At 62.3% G+C, this 14,773-nt stretch carries 17 protein-coding genes and 1 riboswitch; of the genes, 9 read left to right on the top strand and 8 right to left on the bottom strand.

Annotation, left to right across the window (positions count from 1 at the left end; genetic code table 11):
* Positions 1-204 (top strand): hypothetical protein (locus HK28_RS14330; protein WP_233140479.1); only part of this gene is annotated, 204 nt, incomplete at its 5' end.
* Positions 205-334: 130 nt separating this feature from the next.
* Here HK28_RS14330 and HK28_RS10250 read toward each other — a convergent pair.
* The 7 genes from HK28_RS10250 to HK28_RS10280 form a co-directional block, all read right to left on the bottom strand.
* Complete coding sequence (locus HK28_RS10250; protein WP_086644485.1) at positions 335-1,021, bottom strand: DUF4410 domain-containing protein; 687 nt, start codon at positions 1,019-1,021, stop codon at positions 335-337.
* Entirely contained in the window at positions 1,018-1,380 is a 363-nt protein-coding gene (locus HK28_RS10255; protein ID WP_086644486.1) for a hypothetical protein, read from the bottom strand. Before HK28_RS10255 ends, HK28_RS10250 begins: the two co-directional genes overlap by 4 nt.
* Before the next feature lie 35 nt (positions 1,381-1,415).
* On the bottom strand, positions 1,416-1,766 hold the full coding sequence (locus tag HK28_RS10260) for an EF-hand domain-containing protein (RefSeq protein WP_086644487.1): 351 nt from the start codon (positions 1,764-1,766) through the stop codon (positions 1,416-1,418).
* Between the two features lie 74 nt (positions 1,767-1,840).
* Positions 1,841-2,257 (bottom strand): glycine zipper family protein, encoded by a 417-nt coding sequence (locus HK28_RS10265; RefSeq protein ID WP_233140480.1) that lies wholly within the window; start codon positions 2,255-2,257, stop codon positions 1,841-1,843.
* Positions 2,258-2,511: 254 nt separating this feature from the next.
* Positions 2,512-2,964 carry a periplasmic heavy metal sensor gene (locus tag HK28_RS10270; RefSeq protein ID WP_086644489.1) on the bottom strand — a complete coding sequence of 151 codons (453 nt, stop codon included), beginning with the start codon at positions 2,962-2,964 and terminating at the stop codon, positions 2,512-2,514.
* Positions 2,964-3,473, bottom strand: coding sequence for a hypothetical protein (locus tag HK28_RS10275; protein ID WP_086644490.1), 510 nt, complete (start codon positions 3,471-3,473; stop codon positions 2,964-2,966). Before HK28_RS10275 ends, HK28_RS10270 begins: the two co-directional genes overlap by 1 nt.
* Positions 3,470-4,279, bottom strand: coding sequence for a sigma-70 family RNA polymerase sigma factor (locus HK28_RS10280; RefSeq protein ID WP_233140481.1), 810 nt, complete (start codon positions 4,277-4,279; stop codon positions 3,470-3,472). The genes HK28_RS10275 and HK28_RS10280 overlap by 4 nt, the downstream gene beginning before the upstream one ends.
* On the opposite strand from HK28_RS10280, the gene HK28_RS10285 reads away from it, so the two are divergent.
* The 8 genes from HK28_RS10285 (at position 4,278) to HK28_RS10320 (ending at position 13,926) form a co-directional block, all read left to right on the top strand.
* A complete protein-coding gene (locus HK28_RS10285; RefSeq protein WP_086644491.1) occupies positions 4,278-4,946 on the top strand; it encodes a DUF4410 domain-containing protein in 669 nt (222 codons plus the stop codon). The two genes, HK28_RS10280 and HK28_RS10285, sit on opposite strands and share 2 nt — an antisense overlap.
* Entirely contained in the window at positions 4,943-6,322 is a 1,380-nt protein-coding gene (locus HK28_RS10290; protein WP_233140482.1) for a HAMP domain-containing sensor histidine kinase, read from the top strand. The genes HK28_RS10285 and HK28_RS10290 overlap by 4 nt, the downstream gene beginning before the upstream one ends.
* Before the next feature lie 596 nt (positions 6,323-6,918).
* A riboswitch (FMN riboswitch) is annotated at positions 6,919-7,080 on the top strand.
* Between the two features lie 93 nt (positions 7,081-7,173).
* On the top strand, positions 7,174-8,265 hold the full coding sequence (gene ribD, locus HK28_RS10295; RefSeq protein ID WP_086644492.1) for a bifunctional diaminohydroxyphosphoribosylaminopyrimidine deaminase/5-amino-6-(5-phosphoribosylamino)uracil reductase RibD: 1,092 nt from the start codon (positions 7,174-7,176) through the stop codon (positions 8,263-8,265).
* Entirely contained in the window at positions 8,250-8,867 is a 618-nt protein-coding gene (locus HK28_RS10300) for a riboflavin synthase (protein ID WP_086644493.1), read from the top strand. The genes ribD and HK28_RS10300 overlap by 16 nt, the downstream gene beginning before the upstream one ends.
* A gap of 20 nt (positions 8,868-8,887) precedes the next feature.
* Positions 8,888-10,180 carry a 3,4-dihydroxy-2-butanone-4-phosphate synthase gene (ribB, locus tag HK28_RS10305; RefSeq protein ID WP_086644512.1) on the top strand — a complete coding sequence of 431 codons (1,293 nt, stop codon included), beginning with the start codon at positions 8,888-8,890 and terminating at the stop codon, positions 10,178-10,180.
* A gap of 157 nt (positions 10,181-10,337) precedes the next feature.
* A complete protein-coding gene (gene ribH / locus HK28_RS10310) occupies positions 10,338-10,820 on the top strand; it encodes a 6,7-dimethyl-8-ribityllumazine synthase (RefSeq protein WP_086644494.1) in 483 nt (160 codons plus the stop codon).
* 88 nt (positions 10,821-10,908) lie between these two features.
* Positions 10,909-11,907, top strand: a complete 999-nt coding sequence (locus tag HK28_RS10315) for a lysylphosphatidylglycerol synthase domain-containing protein (RefSeq protein WP_086644495.1) — start codon at positions 10,909-10,911, stop codon at positions 11,905-11,907.
* 327 nt (positions 11,908-12,234) lie between these two features.
* Positions 12,235-13,926: a S10 family peptidase gene (locus HK28_RS10320; RefSeq protein WP_233140483.1), complete on the top strand. Its 1,692-nt coding sequence runs from the start codon at positions 12,235-12,237 to the stop codon at positions 13,924-13,926.
* A gap of 418 nt (positions 13,927-14,344) precedes the next feature.
* Here the strand turns inward: HK28_RS10320 and HK28_RS14520 are convergent, their stop codons facing one another.
* Complete coding sequence (locus HK28_RS14520; protein WP_369823644.1) at positions 14,345-14,743, bottom strand: carboxylesterase family protein; 399 nt, start codon at positions 14,741-14,743, stop codon at positions 14,345-14,347.
* Positions 14,744-14,773 lie beyond the last annotated feature (30 nt).

A 14,773-nucleotide genomic window follows, 5' to 3' on the forward strand; every position in this document is an offset into this window, starting at 1 on the left:
CAACGCAGAAGAAATGGAATCACACAGAACAGGTCAGAGCCAAGGGGCCCCTATCGGGTGAATCTGCTTAATTGTCAGGGCGTATCGTCAGCTAATTCTGGTGATAGCGGAGACGAGCTGAACGACGGCACTGAAAAAATTCTCTATACATTGGCGGACCAGATTTGGTGGACAATATTCCCACTTGCGGAAAACCAAGGCTGAGGCAAAACCGCCTGGTTTTCCGCGTTTGCCACCGCTAAACCTTGTTCGCTCAGGTCGAGAAAAGGACACAAACGACGCGCACGCCACGCCGGGCAAGTCAGTGTACAAAACACCCAAAGGGGGGGGACGTTCAAGATTGTTCCTGCACCGATTGCCGGGACGGCAGCCACCCGACCGTCTGGTAGTATTTCACCATTTTCCCGACAATCGCCTTCACGGTCCGGTCTGCGTCCTCGTGACTGTCGCTCAACGTTTCCTTTGCAATGGCCCGCGCGCTGTGAACGCCAAACCCGATCGGATTCCACGCGCTGGCGATAACGCCGGGCATCGCGCCACTGTCCGCCTTGACAGTAAAGTCGAGAAGGTCCGTCGATTGGGCTCCGCGTTCATCATACAAGCCTACGTGAGATTTCAGGAGGCTTTTGCCTGTTCCGAACCCCACTAGTTCTCGCGTCCAGGCGTTGCCTGTCTGAAGCACACCAATATCGACGACAAGCGCAAGTCCATCGCCGTTCGGGTGGGGCGTTGTTTCAGCCGGATCGGCCGCATACGCGATAATATGTTCCTCTTCCAGCTGTTTCGCCAATCCGACTGCGAGAGCCTGCATATTGCGGTCCAGACGTGCGGCGTTCTGTGGTGTCCGGGGCATGGTCGTTGCCACGGTCACCGCGACCGGCGCGACAGGTCTGACGTCGTTCACCGTCGCCGGATTCTGGACATGGGCGCCAGCACAGGATGTAAGAATCAGGACAATCCCGGCTATCGGAAATCGTCCACAGGATGACGGGAAAAGATCTTTCCGTAAAAGATCCGTCATGGCAGCGGACGCGCCGGGTACACATAGGCCGGAGCAGGCGCTACAATGACTGCCGGAGGATAAACAACCGGCCTCGGCGCCACATAGACCGGATAAGGGTAGCCGTAAGGATAAGGCTGCGCCGCCGCGCGGATCGCCGCCCCGGTCGCAACGCCCGCCGCGACAGCCCCTGCGCCCCGCAGGGGCGCATAACAACATGGGCCCCATGTGGGATGTATATAGGGGCCGGGCGTGTGCACCGTGGTCACGCCACCGCGCGGCCCCCAATAGGTCGCCGTGCCGGCCTTCGCCGGAGCAGAAAACGCGATGGCGACCACAACGCTTGCCACGGCGCCAAGGACATGGGGGATTTTAGCCATTATTTCCTCTCAGGATTTCATTTTTTCGTTTGTCTTCAGGATTGCGGACGCCAGTCGTCGAGGGTCAGATACCCTTTGCCGCTGGCGTCCATTTGCGCGAATTTCTCGTCGAGCCGAGCTTTCTGTTCCTCCGGCGTGAGACGATTGAACATGGCGGCGCGCATACCGCCGGAAGATCCCAGACGAATTTTCACGAACGCCTCGAATTCCTCTTCAGAAATTCGTCCGTCGCGATTTGTGTCAGCACTCCGGAAACTCTCCGTCCTCTGATCCCGAGGCCCGTCCTGGGCCTGAACGACGTCACTAAGGACGATCCCGGCCACGCCTACGGCGAAGGGCAGGAAAAGCACGCGGGCCGCCGCCGCCCGGTTGGAAAAGTCGGACATGGAAATCTCCGTTCGGTTATCTGCTTGTGTTACGAACGGAGAGACGGAGTGCGACACTCCAGACGCAAATTTCATTAACCGGCGGGAACTGGGTACATGACGACTGGCGGTGGCCAGGCGACAATGGGTGGCGGCGCATAGGCCACCGGCGGCGACAGTTGTTCGCCGTGACCGACCATGCATTGGGCATACGCGCCGTCATAACGGTCCTGGAGCATCTGGCCGGTTTGCCGCGCGCGTCCCGCCCCTGTGAGCGAACCGTGCAGAAGACCGCTTCCTGCGCCGATTGCGGCGCCGTTGTCTGCATTACCGACGGCGCTTCCGATCAGGGCGCCCGACGTGGCGCCGACGCCTGTGCCAAGGAATGCGCTTTTCAGGCCGCTCCTCTCCACACCTTGCGACGGCGTCCCGCCGGTCTGCGTCTGCGCGTAGAGTCGGCACTGGGCGTCATTTTTCTGAAATATGGAGAAATTTTCTCCTGAACGCGGCATGATTGTGATTCCTGGCGCGACGGGAGCCGGGGCGGCGCAAGCCATAAGCGTCAGAGCGCCACACAAGGAAATAATGTTACGCCCGCTTGAGAAAAGCGGCGTCCGGGTCAAAAACTGTTTTTGAGGCATAAGGGCCGGCCACCAGAGCTGAAGGAGAAACGCGGTCGCACTTGCGACCCTGCGTTCTACGAATCACAGCACAGGTGTCCCCCCGGCTGACCAGGCGGTTCGATCTTTTTTCTGGAAACGAGGGTTCAGAGATCTGGTCGCGGGTGTGGCGCGGCGTTGACGAGCGCACGGCGTCCCGCCGGAGACAGTCGGCCCATAGCGTCAACAAGAACGTCGCTGAACGTGCCAACGAATATATTCCATGCTGCCTGCCACTGTCGCATGGCCGTCCGCGTCGCGTCCGCATCGAACGTCGGCGCCTGTAACTGCCGGTCGATTTCCTTGCGCGCTCGCGCGAGGTTTTCCTGCGCCTGCGCGTAATGTGGCGCTTCCTGACGGATTACTGTGCGAAAAGCCTCGGCGTCCCTGGCGTCGAGTTGGGCGGTCACATGCTGCAGGACACGCATGAGAATGGGCGCCCTGTCTTCACGATGGCGTAGATATTGCCCGCCGATGACGGCGACAAAAAAGAGATTCAGCAGAAGCGAACCGATGGCCAGCCAGCGGCGCGGTCTTCCGTTCGTGTCATAAAAGATCATCACCCGCCACCACTTACCGGAATGACAAGAAGCGTGTTGAGCAGGTCGCCCGGACCGCCGGACGACTGGATCCACCCCAGCCACAGGCCGCTCGTCACGGCGCACACGCAGCCGAGCGCCAGCCCTGCCCGGCGAAAGACAGCGAGCCCTCCTGATGTCGTCACCCAGACGGGCAGCACAACCAACCGATCAGGCGCGAAACTGCGCCATCCGCGCGATCGGATTTTTGTCGCGGGTTGCCCGGCGATGCGCCCCGCAACGCCCGCGCGAAGGCGCGCCAACGCGGCATGTTCGTCTTCCCCGGCCCGCTGCGCGCCAAGCTCCGCGTCCTGAGCGTCGAAAGCACGGGCGAGGACCGTGTCGATGCTCTGCTGTTCTCTAAAGATGCCGCGAGCTTCGGCCGAATTCGCGAGAAGTTCTTCCGCCGGGTCACGATCGGCAGCGGGCCAGCGGGAAAGGTCCGCCCCGTAGCTAAGCGCCAGATATCGAAATCTTGTCTGTGTCATCATGGGTTTCGTCCTCCTTCCACGCTCCCGTCTCTTCCCAGCCTGTCCCGCAAAAACGTCCGTCCACGAGCAAGCAGTCGCTCCACCGCCTTGGCCGAAAGTCCCATGCGTCGCGCCGCTTCAGCGCCGGACAGACCTTCATCATACACCAGCGTCATTGCGGCCCGTTGCCGCGACGGCACGGCCTGAAGCGCCGCGACGAGCGCATGCCGCTGCTGCGCCGCCTCCAGACGATTCTCGGCCGATGGCCCCTCATCAACCATGTCGAATTCGTCGGGAAGCGGCTCCGGCTGGCGCTTGCGGCTGAGATCGATGCTGAGATTGACGATGATCCGGTAAAGCCATGTGGTGAACCGGGCGCGCGATCCATCGAACTCCCGGGCGTGACTCCACGCCCTTACGAAAGCGTCCTGCACCAGATCCTCCGCCGCCTCCGCGTTGCCGGTCAGGCGACTGGCCATCCGCAGTGCATAAGGGCCATACCTGACCACGATCTGGTCGAAGGCGTCACGATCACCCAGCCCCGACCAGCGCAGGAGATCGTCATCGGACGCGTCCGCATGGCGCCGACGTTCAACCGCCATCGACCGGACTTCCGTTCTTACGCGGTGCGGGACGGCGCATTCGACAAGCCGCACGCCGACCATCCTGTTGAAGCGCCATCCCGTCATGCCATTCCGCCGTGTTCCGCTACTGGCGATGATACGGTGCGCAACCTGCCATCCCCCGGCGGCGACGCACAATTTTTCGTGGGCGTTCTGCTGCGGGAAAAGCGGGGGAACGGGCCTTACATGCCGTAACAATGACATGACCCATGCATATCCTGACGCGGCGATCCGCAGAAAGAAATTCGTCGAAACCGCCAGCCTGCTCGCATTGCTGATCCTCGGCGGTTGTGCGGGAGCAACGGTGAGCCATCGCCAGCCCGGCGCAGTGGCCCCATTCGCGGCGCTCCCTTCGCCGGAGGTGGTGTTTGTGGAGGTGACGGGACCGGACGCCGCCGCCTCGCGCGCGGACGCCGCTCTGGCCTCCAGCCTGATCCCGGCATTAAGACAGGCGGGCGTCCCTGCCGCATTGCAAATGCCTGGAGCCCCGGATCCGGGGTCTCCGATCCTGCGCGTCACACTTACGCGCGTCGATGCCGGCAATGCGCTGGAACGCACGATGATCGGCTTCGGCGCGGGACGATCCTCGCTCTCCGCCCGTATCCGGCTCGACGATCCGCGCCGCGTCGATCGCGCGCCTGCGACAGCGTTCGACGTCAACGCCGACAGCGGCCGCAAACCCGGACTGATCCTTCCTGCGGCTGTAACGCTTGGAACGGCGGTCCCGATCCATATGGCGATCGGAGGCGGCCTCGACCTGCTTCTCGGCCGTCGCCGGGGAACTGATGCAGATCTGCGCAATGCGGCGCGCGCTATCACGCGAGAAACACTCGCTTGCTACAAGGCGATGGGTTGGAGCGTGGACGCATGAAAGTCCCCCATCCACGGTCGCTACGGGGACAGATGGCGCTTCTGCTCGGCGGAAGCTCGATCGCCATGCTCGGGGTTGCGCTGGCGGCGTTCCTGACGCTTCGCGCCGAAGAGCCGACGCCGCCGCCCGGGGCGTGGCCCGACGCCATCGGCGTCGCCACCGCGCTGCGGGCGATTCAGGCCACGCGCGAACTCGACCGACCCACCATGGCCTCATCGCTCTCCACACCCGACCTGGCCGTTGTTTTGGGCGCAGACGCTCCTTGTCGACCGCAAGCGGAACATCTTGCGACACGAAGCTTGCGACGCGCTCTTTATGCGCTGGAAATCCCCGACACCTGGGCGCCGCTCGTCATGAATTGCGCGGCGGACGGCTGGCCGCCCGGGTTCACCCATGTCAATTTCGAAAGCCTCCGCACAACTTTTCTCGTGCGCAACTACGCCCGCGTCAACGGACCGGGCATGCTGCTGGCGACGTTGCCGATAATGCTCTGGATCGGGACGATCGCCGCTGGCGCGGCCATGCTGCTGCTATGGCTGGCGTGGTATGTCCGCCGTCCGCTGGGCCTGCTCGCGGACGCCGTCGCGCAATACGAATTACTGGACCGCGCCGCGCCGATGCAGGAGGCCGGGCCATCCGAAGTTCGTGGCGTCATTCATGCTTTCAACGCTCTCCAGGAGCGCCTTGCACGATCGGCCGAAGCGCGTGTCTGCGCGCTCATGGGAGTCGCGCATGATCTTCGCACGCCTGTGACTCGTCTCGCGTTGCGGGTGGAAATGGGCGGTGAGTATGCAGATAGCGAAGGCATGAGCCGCGATATCGGTTTGATGAAACGTATGCTGGACAACGCCATGTCGCTGTTTCGGGGTCATGACGAAACCGAGGCGTGGGAAATGGTGGATCTGGCTGCGATCGCACGGGAAATCAGCGCAGACTTCGCCGCCGTGGGCCGGGCGGTACGGGCCAGGGCCGGGCTGCCGGTGCTTTTGCGTTGCCAACCTGTGGCCATGACGCGGCTGTTCGGCAACCTTCTCGAAAACGGGTGCCGACACGCGAGCACCGTGTCCGTGGTTGTGGACGAGGAGGACGGCGAGGTCGTGATCGAAGTCAGCGACGATGGTCCGGGAATGTCGTTACAACAGCGTCGCTCGGCGTTTAGGGAAATGTCGCGGAAAATTCCGAAGCATGCCTGTTTTGACGGACATCTGGGCCTTGGTCTGCCGATCGTCGCAAAGATCGTGCGCCAGCATCACGGACACATGGCGCTTCTCGATGCGAAGCCCTGCGGTCTGGCCGTAAGGATTGTGCTGCCCTGCGCCGGAAGCAGTGGCGCGGGGCAGCCCGACATGTCGCGCTCCGGCGTCATGTCTTGCTGATCGTGTCGGGAAAGTTTTTCGCGACCGGAATATGTTCGAAAATTTATCTCTATTTTCTAGGGAATTGACCGACCGCTCCGGCGATGGCGCTCCCCCGGATAGACTGAACTATGGCCTGACAAGAAGCGCGATATCCTGAATGCAACGGTCTTCTGGATGGACAGCCTGAAGGAGAAGTCTGGATCTTACCGTGCGGCTTGATATCCGAACGGCCTCTGCTCGCTGCATGAGAGCAGGGCGTTTGAAGACCAAAAATCTCAGATGTGCGGGACCGCGCTGCCGGAGGAGCCCCCTTGCATCCATTACCGCGTGGAACGGCCAACATAGCGTCCCCACAAGCAAACGCCGATCTGATGTGTTCATGAATACGGCCGAACCGCAGCCAGATACCTGTAGCGTGAATTATGGTCACACCATCATTTGAGAAAAATAATGACTTCCCTTGGAAACGACTTACCCGCGCGGGGCGGGGCCTTATCCCGGCGTATTGCGCGAAAACGCCGCAGCGGTCCGCCAGACGCGCGATGAGCGCACCCCTTGCAATCGCGAAATTTTATCCCTCATATAATTCCAGCGCCAGTCGGAAGGCTGGTTGCGGACGTTCTCAGGGCGGGGCGAAACTCCCCACCGGCGGTAAATCGAGCCGTGCGCAAGCACGACCGAAAGCCCGCGAGCGCCCGCCGTGTTTGCGGCGGGGTCAAGCAGATCCGGTGTGAATCCGGAGCCGACGGTCATAGTCCGGATGAGAGAGAACGGTGGATCGAAGCGCGTGCTCCGCAATGCGGGGGGCGTGCGCCCGTCCATATTCGCCCTGAGACGCCCGTGGTGTGTTGACCAGATGGCGGACGGGGATGACAGCGTTTCAGACCGGACAGCAGCGTGACGATACGGCGATTGCGGCAGGTTTCCGCGCTGCTATCGACGAAGCGCGCCGTTTTGTCGGCGCGACGGCGCCCAATCCGCCGGTCGGCTGCGCACTGCTTGATCGTGACGGCGTGATCCTCACGGTGGCCGCGCATCACAAGGCGGGCACATTGCACGCCGAGGCGCGTGCGCTGGCGCAATGCGCCGAACTGGGACTGACCGACCGTATCCACTCGGCGGTCGTGACGCTCGAGCCCTGCAACCATACCGGTCGCACCCCTCCGTGCTCCGAGGCGCTGCTTGCCACCCCGGTCGAGACCGTGTGGATCGGTTGCGCCGACCCCAATCCGCGCGTGGCGGGCGGCGGCGCGACGCGGCTGACGGCAGCCGGACGTACGGTGCGATGGCTGTCTGAAGCGACCGCTCTGCCGGACCAGGGCGCATTGTTGGCGCAATGTCGGGGCTTGATCGCGCCGTTCGTATACTGGGCGTCCAGCGGGAAAACATGGTTCACGGTGAAACAGGCCGTGGACTCTGCGGGTTCGATGATTCCTCCCGCCGGGAGCACGACATTCACCTCCCCCGCCGCGCTCGACCTCGCCCACGCGTTGCGCCGCGCGACCGACGCCGTGGTCACCGGGATCGGCACCGTGCGCGCCGACCTGCCCGGACTCGATGTGCGCAGGGTCGCGGATCACGAGGAGCGACGCCGCATCCTGCTGGTGTGCGGACGCCGCGACAATGCTCCCGCCGCATGGCTTGCGCAGGCCGAACGGCGCTTCGACGTGCGCTTCTGCGCCGCCGTCGAGGACGCTCCGGCCCTTCTGGCCGAGGCTGGCGCGCTTTGGGCTCTTGTCGAGGCGGGGCCGACGCTCCTCGCCGCGATGCGCGCCGGAGACGTCTGGGACGACTGGTTGCGCATCGAACAACGTGCTGCGGGCGGCGAACGGCTGACGGTCGCAAGCCGCCATCGCGACACGCCGCTGGCGCTGTTCGCCGATCGCGGTCTCGATTTCGTCGAACCCGCCAAGGCCGATCAGATTATCAAAGAAGAGGACGCCGCATGTTTTCCGGCATAATCGAGCATTTAGGCGGCGTGGCCGCCGTGCAGTCCGGCAACGCGTCGTGCCTGCTCGACGTCGACACCGGCATCACCGACGTGGCGTTGGGCGAAAGCATCGCCGTGAACGGCGTGTGCCTGACCGCGACGGAATACGACGCGAACGGACGCGTGCGGTTCTTCATCAGTTCCGAGACACTGGCGCGCACGGCGCTGGGGCGGCTCTCTGAAGGCGGCCGGGTCAACCTGGAGCGCGCGGTGACGCCGTCGACGCGGCTCTCCGGCCATATCGTGCAGGGCCATGTTGATGGCGTCGCACGACTGGTCTCGGTCGAGGACTCCGGAGACGCCCGACGGATCGTCTTCGCCGTCCCCGCCGCCCTGCGCCGTTACATGGTCGAGAAAGGTTCCGTCACGCTGGACGGCATCAGCCTGACGCTCAACGAGGTCGGCGCTCCCGGAGACTGCGGCGCCGAAGCCGATACGTTTCATATCGCCCTGATGATCATCCCTCACACCTGGGACCACACCACTCTGGGCGCGCTTTCATCGGGCGATCCGGTGAACGTCGAAGTGGACGTGATCGCGAAGTATGTGGAGACACTATGTCAGTATCGCTGAATTCCGCGTCGCGTCCCGAAATGTCGGAGACGCTGGCGCGTGCGGTCGAGGCCATCCGGGCCGGTCGCATGGTGGTGATGGTCGATGACGAGGATCGCGAGAACGAGGGCGATCTGGTCATGGCCGCCGAGTTCATGACGCCTGAAGCCATGAACTTCATGGTCACGCACGGGCGCGGGCTGGTCTGCCTGCCGATGACGCCCGAGCGCGTCGCGCATCTCGACCTGCCGATGATGACGCGCGTCAACACGGCGCCGCGCAGCACGGCGTTTACCGTCTCGATCGAGGCGCGAGAGGGCGTGACGACCGGCATCTCCGCGCATGACCGCTCCCGCACGGTGCTCGCCGCCGTGGCGCCTGACGCGCAGGCTGTGGACCTTGTCTCGCCGGGACATATCTTTCCGCTGCGGGCGGCTCCCGGCGGCGTTCTGGAGCGTGACGGCCACACGGAAGGGTCGATCGATCTCGCCCGTCTCGCCGGGTGCAGCCCCGCCGCCGTAATTTGCGAGATCATGAGCAAGGACGGCTCGATGGCCCGGCGGCCCGAGCTTGAGGACTACGCCGCCCTGCACGGACTGGTGATCGTCTCCATCGCCGAACTGACCGCCTGGGTGCGCGAGCACGGGACCACGCCAATCGTACCCGACGCCAGAACGTCGCTCGCTGCAGCGCTACGGTCGTCGCGAGCGGACGCGGTAACGGCCGAACTGGCTGAGGCGGCCCTGCCGAGCGCGTTCGGCGGAGAAAAGCTGGTCATCCACGCCTTCCGCGACACGGACGGCACGGAGCATGTGGCGCTGGTGAAGGGCGATCCATCGGCGCCGGGCGCAGTGCCGCTGGTGCGGCTGCACTCCGAATGCGTAACCGGCGACGCGCTCGGTTCGCTGCGTTGCGACTGCGGCCCGCAACTGCGGGGTGCGCTGGAAGAGATCGGTCGGTCGGACTGCGGCGCACTGCTCTACATCCGCGGGCATGAAGGACGCGGCATTGGTCTGGGCAACAAGGTCCGCGCCTACGCATTGCAGGACCAAGGGCTGGACACCGTGGACGCCAACCACAAGCTCGGTTTCGCGACGGACACGCGCGACTGGTCGGCGGCGGCGTCGATCCTGCGCGATCTTGGCGTCGACACGCTCGATCTGCTGACGAACAATCCTCAAAAGGTGACTGCGCTTGAAGAACGCGGCTTCACCGTGCGTCGGCGCATCGGGCTGGAGATCGCGGCGAACCCTTTCAACCGGGCCTATCTGGACGCCAAACGGCGACGTCTGGGTCATGTGCTGCGCGCGGAATCGGTCGGCGCGGCGGACTGACCGTCCGTACAAGGCTGGACCCTTCTTCGTTCACAGGTCGGCGGCCAGCGCGTCGTCGCCCAGTCGCGGGGAGCGTCACTCGGCCGACCAGCAACGCCTGACCGAATGACGCCCCAACTGTTGCAAATGTCTTCATTCACACACGACAGGAAAAGTTATGAGCACGCGTTCTCCCGCCTCCGTCCCCAACCTGAACTTGTCCCCGGCGCCTCGCCTCGCGCTGGTGGTCAGCCGTTTCAACGAGGACGTGACGGGCGGCTTGCGCAACGGTGCGATCGAATGGCTCGGCGAGCACGGGATCACGGTCGCCGACGACGATTTCTTCCCTGCGCCGGGCGCCTTCGAGCTTCCGCTTCTGGCGCAGGCCCTGGCCCGCACCGGGCGGTACGAGGGCGTGATCTGCCTCGGCTGCGTCATCAAGGGAGATACGGCTCATTTCGAGTTCATCAGCCTCGGCGCGACCGTCGGCATCATGCAGGCGTCACTCGCGACGGAAACTCCCGTCGCGTTCGGCGTTCTCACTACCTATAACGAGCAGCAGGCCGTCGACCGCTCCCGCGAAGATATCCATAACAAGGGACGCGAAGCGGCCGCTGCGTGTGTGGAATCGATTGCACTGTTGCGACGGATCGCCGGATAATCGACATATCGACAAGGATCGTCTCACTAGTGGCGTCGATCCTGCGCCGGTGTCCGCTGCTGGTTAAGGGGAGGAGGCCCGCCTGACTATGAGGCGCTTGACGGTCCTGGCCGGAATCCTTGGCGTCGGACTGACCGCGTGGATGCTGACCCAGTTCGGGGCGGCCGCCACGTTGACCCTTGTCGCCGCCGGGGGGTGGGGCGTTCTCTTTGCGATCCTCTTCCACTCCGTTCAGGTCCTGCTGTCCGCCCATTCCTGGCGTGTCATCTCCGGGCGCCGGGGTTCGGGCGTCCCGCTGCGCGATTACGCCCTGCTTCGCTGCGTGCGGGAGGGTGTGAACAATCTGCTTCCCGTTGCGCAGATCGGAGGAGAAGTCGCATCGGCGCGCCTTCTTGGTCGTCGGGGACTTGGGCTTCGGCACGCGGCGGCAGCCACCATCTGCGATCTGACCATAGAGCTGCTCAGTCAGGTCGCGTTCACCGTCGTCGGCCTTCTGATCCTCTTTCTCCTCGTTAAACGCTCGACAATTACCGACGAGCTGATGGAGAGCGGCGGCGTTGCGCTTCTGATCGGAGTCGCCCTGTTCGGCAGTCAGTGGTTCGGCGCGATTTCCGTCGTCGAGAGACTTTTGGTGCGTATCGCAGCACATCTGGGCTGGAGCGGCGTCGACGGCATCCGTGGCCTGCACGACGAAATCATGTCTCTCTACCGCGCGCCCCGCCGGGCGATAATCGCCGGGTGCGCGCAATTCGCCGGATGGTCGCTTGGCGCGGTTGAGGTCTGCATCATCCTGCATTTTCTGGGCCATGACCGCTCTCTCGCCACAGGTTACGTGATTGAAAGCGTCGGGCAGATCGCGAAATCCGTCGCTTTTGCCGTTCCTGGAGGGCTGGGCGTTTCCGAGGGCGGCTATGTGTTGGTCGGCGGACTGTTCGGCCTGCCGCCGACAGTGTCCATCGCACTTTCGCTGATCAAACGGCTACGCGAAATCGCCTGGGGCCTGCCTTCGCTCGCGGCATGGCAATACCTGGAACACCGCTGGCGACCGGTGGGCGCCGCGCCGCCTGTAAGCGCGCGCGGCGGATAGGGTCGAGCCCATTTACGTCGATCAGTCTTCGCGTCAGGTGTGACGGCCTGATTTGTGACATCCTTTCGCAGACACGCTTGTCGATACTCCGTGGTCTCTGCGAGGGATGATTGCAAACCGGCTGACCGACGGATCCGCTTCGCCCAAGGCGCGCCAACAGACGAGCGGAACAGGACACAATGCTTCAACGCAACATGCCACATGTCGTCGAGCGCCGCATGCAGTCTGAAACTTGCGTAATGCAGCGCATTCTCCGCCATCGCCCAATTTTGTAAAGCATCGGACCGCCGTATAGTCCCGGCATCGCGCCGTATGGAGATTATCGCGTTGACCACAGCCCCTCGTTCCCCGTCCTCACGCCTCACTTTTTCCGCTTCGCTGCTTGCGCTGCTCCTGTCGTCCACGACTTTTCCCGGATCGCGGGCGGTCGCGGCGGAAGACAAGTCTTCGTCTGCAAGTTTCTCCCACGCCCAGCCGACGACCTCGCAGACGACCGACCGGCGCGAGAGCGCCGGAAGCGTCACGATCGGCGGTCAGAAAATCGACTATCGCGCCGTCGCCGGCACGCTGATCGTGCATCCCAAGGGGTGGGATGATTCGACGTCGGTCGTTGAGACCCGCCTTGGTCTCCACACGGACAACAAGGGCGACGGAAGGGCAGACGACGGCAACCCAGACGCCGCGGCGGCAATGTTTTACGTCGCCTATTTCAAAAAAGACGCCAAGCCGGAAGGGCGGCCGATCACCTTCGTCTATAACGGCGGCCCGGGATCAGCGAGCGTATGGCTGCATATGGGCGCTTTCGGGCCGCGTCGCATCGTCACAATGAACGACGCCCACGACCCTGCCGCGCCATATCAACTGGTCAATAACGAGGCCAGTCTGCTCGACGTGACGGATCTTGTGTTCATCGACGCCCCGGGCACCGGGTTCGGACGCATTGCGGGCAAGGATCGTGAAAAATCCTTTTGGGGCGTAGACGCCGATGGGCACGCGTTCGCCAACTTTATCACCCAATTCCTCGGCGAGTTCGGGCGCTACAACTCGCCGAAGTTCCTGTTCGGGGAAAGCTACGGCACGCTCCGTTCGGCCGTTCTGGTCAACGATTTGCAAAACGAAGACAATATCGACTTCAACGGAGTTATCCTCCTTTCTCAAATTCTCAGCTATGACAATGAAGGAGATGAACCAAAGCTCAACCCTGGCAATGACCTTCCATATGTTCTGGCGTTGCCAACCTACGCCGCGACCGCGTGGTACCACCATCGCCTGCCCGGCAATCCTCCCGACCTCAAGGCTCTGCTAAAGGACGTCGAGCAATTCGCGTCCAACGATTATCTTCTGGCGTTGCAGAAAGGCGCGGATCTGACCGACGAGAGCAAACGCGCCGTCGCCGAGAAGCTGCATACCTACACCGGTCTGCCGGTGGATTACCTTCTGCGGGCCGATCTGCGTGTCGATGTAGGAGAGTTTGAAAAAACGCTTCAGGAAAATGACGACACCACGACGGGGCGTCTTGATTCTCGCTTCTCCGGGCCCACGATCAATCCACTGAGCGAGGAGGCGGACTACGACCCACAGTCCGCAGCGATCAGTTCCGCCTATATCTCCGCGTTCAACGATTACACACGCAAAACGCTCGGGTATGGAAATGGGCAGGATTACAGAGGAGGCATAGACACCCATTGGGATTTCCGGCACACGCCCCCCGGCGAAGGGCAGGCGTTCGACGGTTCCGCAAACGTGATGCCAGACCTCGCCTACGCGATGAAGACCAACCCGACTTTGAAAGTCATGTTGAACGCGGGGTATTTTGATCTTGCGACGCCATATTACGAAGGCGTCTACGAGATGAAGCACCTGCAGATTCCAAACCGCCTGCAACCGAACATCGAATATGCGCGGTATGAGTCGGGGCACATGGTGTATGCGAATGAAGCGGCGTTGAAACAGTTGCATGAGAACGTGGCTTCTTTCATCACGCGATCAAGCAATGTGAACCCCGCCCACACGGAGTGACCGAATGGAGCTTCGCCTCGGCTTAACGTCCGGGGCGAAGCTCCTCCACGGTCTCGACCTTTGCCCCGTTTACCTAGGTTCAGGACCTAAAAATGTAACATCACGACGACAGCCACTTCGCCGGCCGACACCATTCTTTAAAAAATTCTTTTAAACAGAAGCGTAAATCCAACGCCACCTCAACTGCTTTATCTGGCGACCACAAGCAACTTGCTTCGAAGCGCAATAGCAGGATTAAATTCTTTTTAAAGGATGTCACTTCACTCCCCTTTCAGGTGCCGGTGAAGACGTGACTTTACCCACGGCGAAATGAGTCCGACGCGCTCTTTATTCGTGGAAGATATATATATCGATACAAAATCTGCGAAATTTCTGAAAATGGTTATTCCTGAGGCAACAGTGACAAATGCCCCATCAATCAACGGCACGAGACATGCCGAGAACCATCCGCTGCAAAATCCAGAACGCACGGGGCTGAGCTCGTGTAGCGCGGCCATTCATCCGCGCCCTCGACAGAAGGGTCTCCTGTCCTGATGAAATTTACAAGACGGGCGTTCGCCTCAACCGCCGCCTCTCTGTCCCGCTGCGATGTCGCAGTTCCATAACGAGCGTCTACGGTTCCCATAAAGAACGGTATGTCGGTCGCATGTGCCGCTCCCTGAACCCCGGACGCTTCGGAAGACGATGAAACATAAGAAAATTTGTATTTATAAACAGGGACATCTTCTTTCGACAGCAAAGACGCCACTCTCTCCGCTCCAGCGATCATGAAGCCGTCCGGTCCACCCAGATCGGCGCTTGTCGCTCCGACTATCATCGGAATATGCCTGAACTTGCCGGTCTTGTA

The organism is Acetobacter sp. DsW_063, assembly GCF_002153745.1.
GTDB lineage: Bacteria > Pseudomonadota > Alphaproteobacteria > Acetobacterales > Acetobacteraceae > Acetobacter.

Excerpts from the sequence above, each read along its gene's own strand:
- HK28_RS10250 (WP_086644485.1), bottom strand. The coding sequence starts at position 1,021 with ATGACGGATCTTTTACGGAAAGATCTTTTCCCGTCATCCTGTGGACGA.
- HK28_RS10255 (WP_086644486.1), bottom strand. The coding sequence starts at position 1,380 with ATGGCTAAAATCCCCCATGTCCTTGGCGCCGTGGCAAGCGTTGTGGTC.
- HK28_RS10260 (WP_086644487.1), bottom strand. The coding sequence starts at position 1,766 with ATGTCCGACTTTTCCAACCGGGCGGCGGCGGCCCGCGTGCTTTTCCTG.
- HK28_RS10265 (WP_233140480.1), bottom strand. The coding sequence starts at position 2,257 with ATGCCGCGTTCAGGAGAAAATTTCTCCATATTTCAGAAAAATGACGCC.
- HK28_RS10270 (WP_086644489.1), bottom strand. The coding sequence starts at position 2,964 with ATGATCTTTTATGACACGAACGGAAGACCGCGCCGCTGGCTGGCCATC.
- HK28_RS10275 (WP_086644490.1), bottom strand. The coding sequence starts at position 3,473 with ATGATGACACAGACAAGATTTCGATATCTGGCGCTTAGCTACGGGGCG.
- HK28_RS10285 (WP_086644491.1), top strand. The coding sequence starts at position 4,278 with ATGACCCATGCATATCCTGACGCGGCGATCCGCAGAAAGAAATTCGTC.
- HK28_RS10280 (WP_233140481.1), bottom strand. The coding sequence starts at position 4,279 with ATGTCATTGTTACGGCATGTAAGGCCCGTTCCCCCGCTTTTCCCGCAG.
- HK28_RS10290 (WP_233140482.1), top strand. The coding sequence starts at position 4,943 with ATGAAAGTCCCCCATCCACGGTCGCTACGGGGACAGATGGCGCTTCTG.
- ribD (WP_086644492.1), top strand. The coding sequence starts at position 7,174 with ATGACAGCGTTTCAGACCGGACAGCAGCGTGACGATACGGCGATTGCG.
- HK28_RS10300 (WP_086644493.1), top strand. The coding sequence starts at position 8,250 with ATGTTTTCCGGCATAATCGAGCATTTAGGCGGCGTGGCCGCCGTGCAG.
- ribB (WP_086644512.1), top strand. The coding sequence starts at position 8,888 with ATGTCGGAGACGCTGGCGCGTGCGGTCGAGGCCATCCGGGCCGGTCGC.
- ribH (WP_086644494.1), top strand. The coding sequence starts at position 10,338 with ATGAGCACGCGTTCTCCCGCCTCCGTCCCCAACCTGAACTTGTCCCCG.
- HK28_RS10315 (WP_086644495.1), top strand. The coding sequence starts at position 10,909 with ATGAGGCGCTTGACGGTCCTGGCCGGAATCCTTGGCGTCGGACTGACC.
- HK28_RS14520 (WP_369823644.1), bottom strand. The coding sequence starts at position 14,743 with ATGATAGTCGGAGCGACAAGCGCCGATCTGGGTGGACCGGACGGCTTC.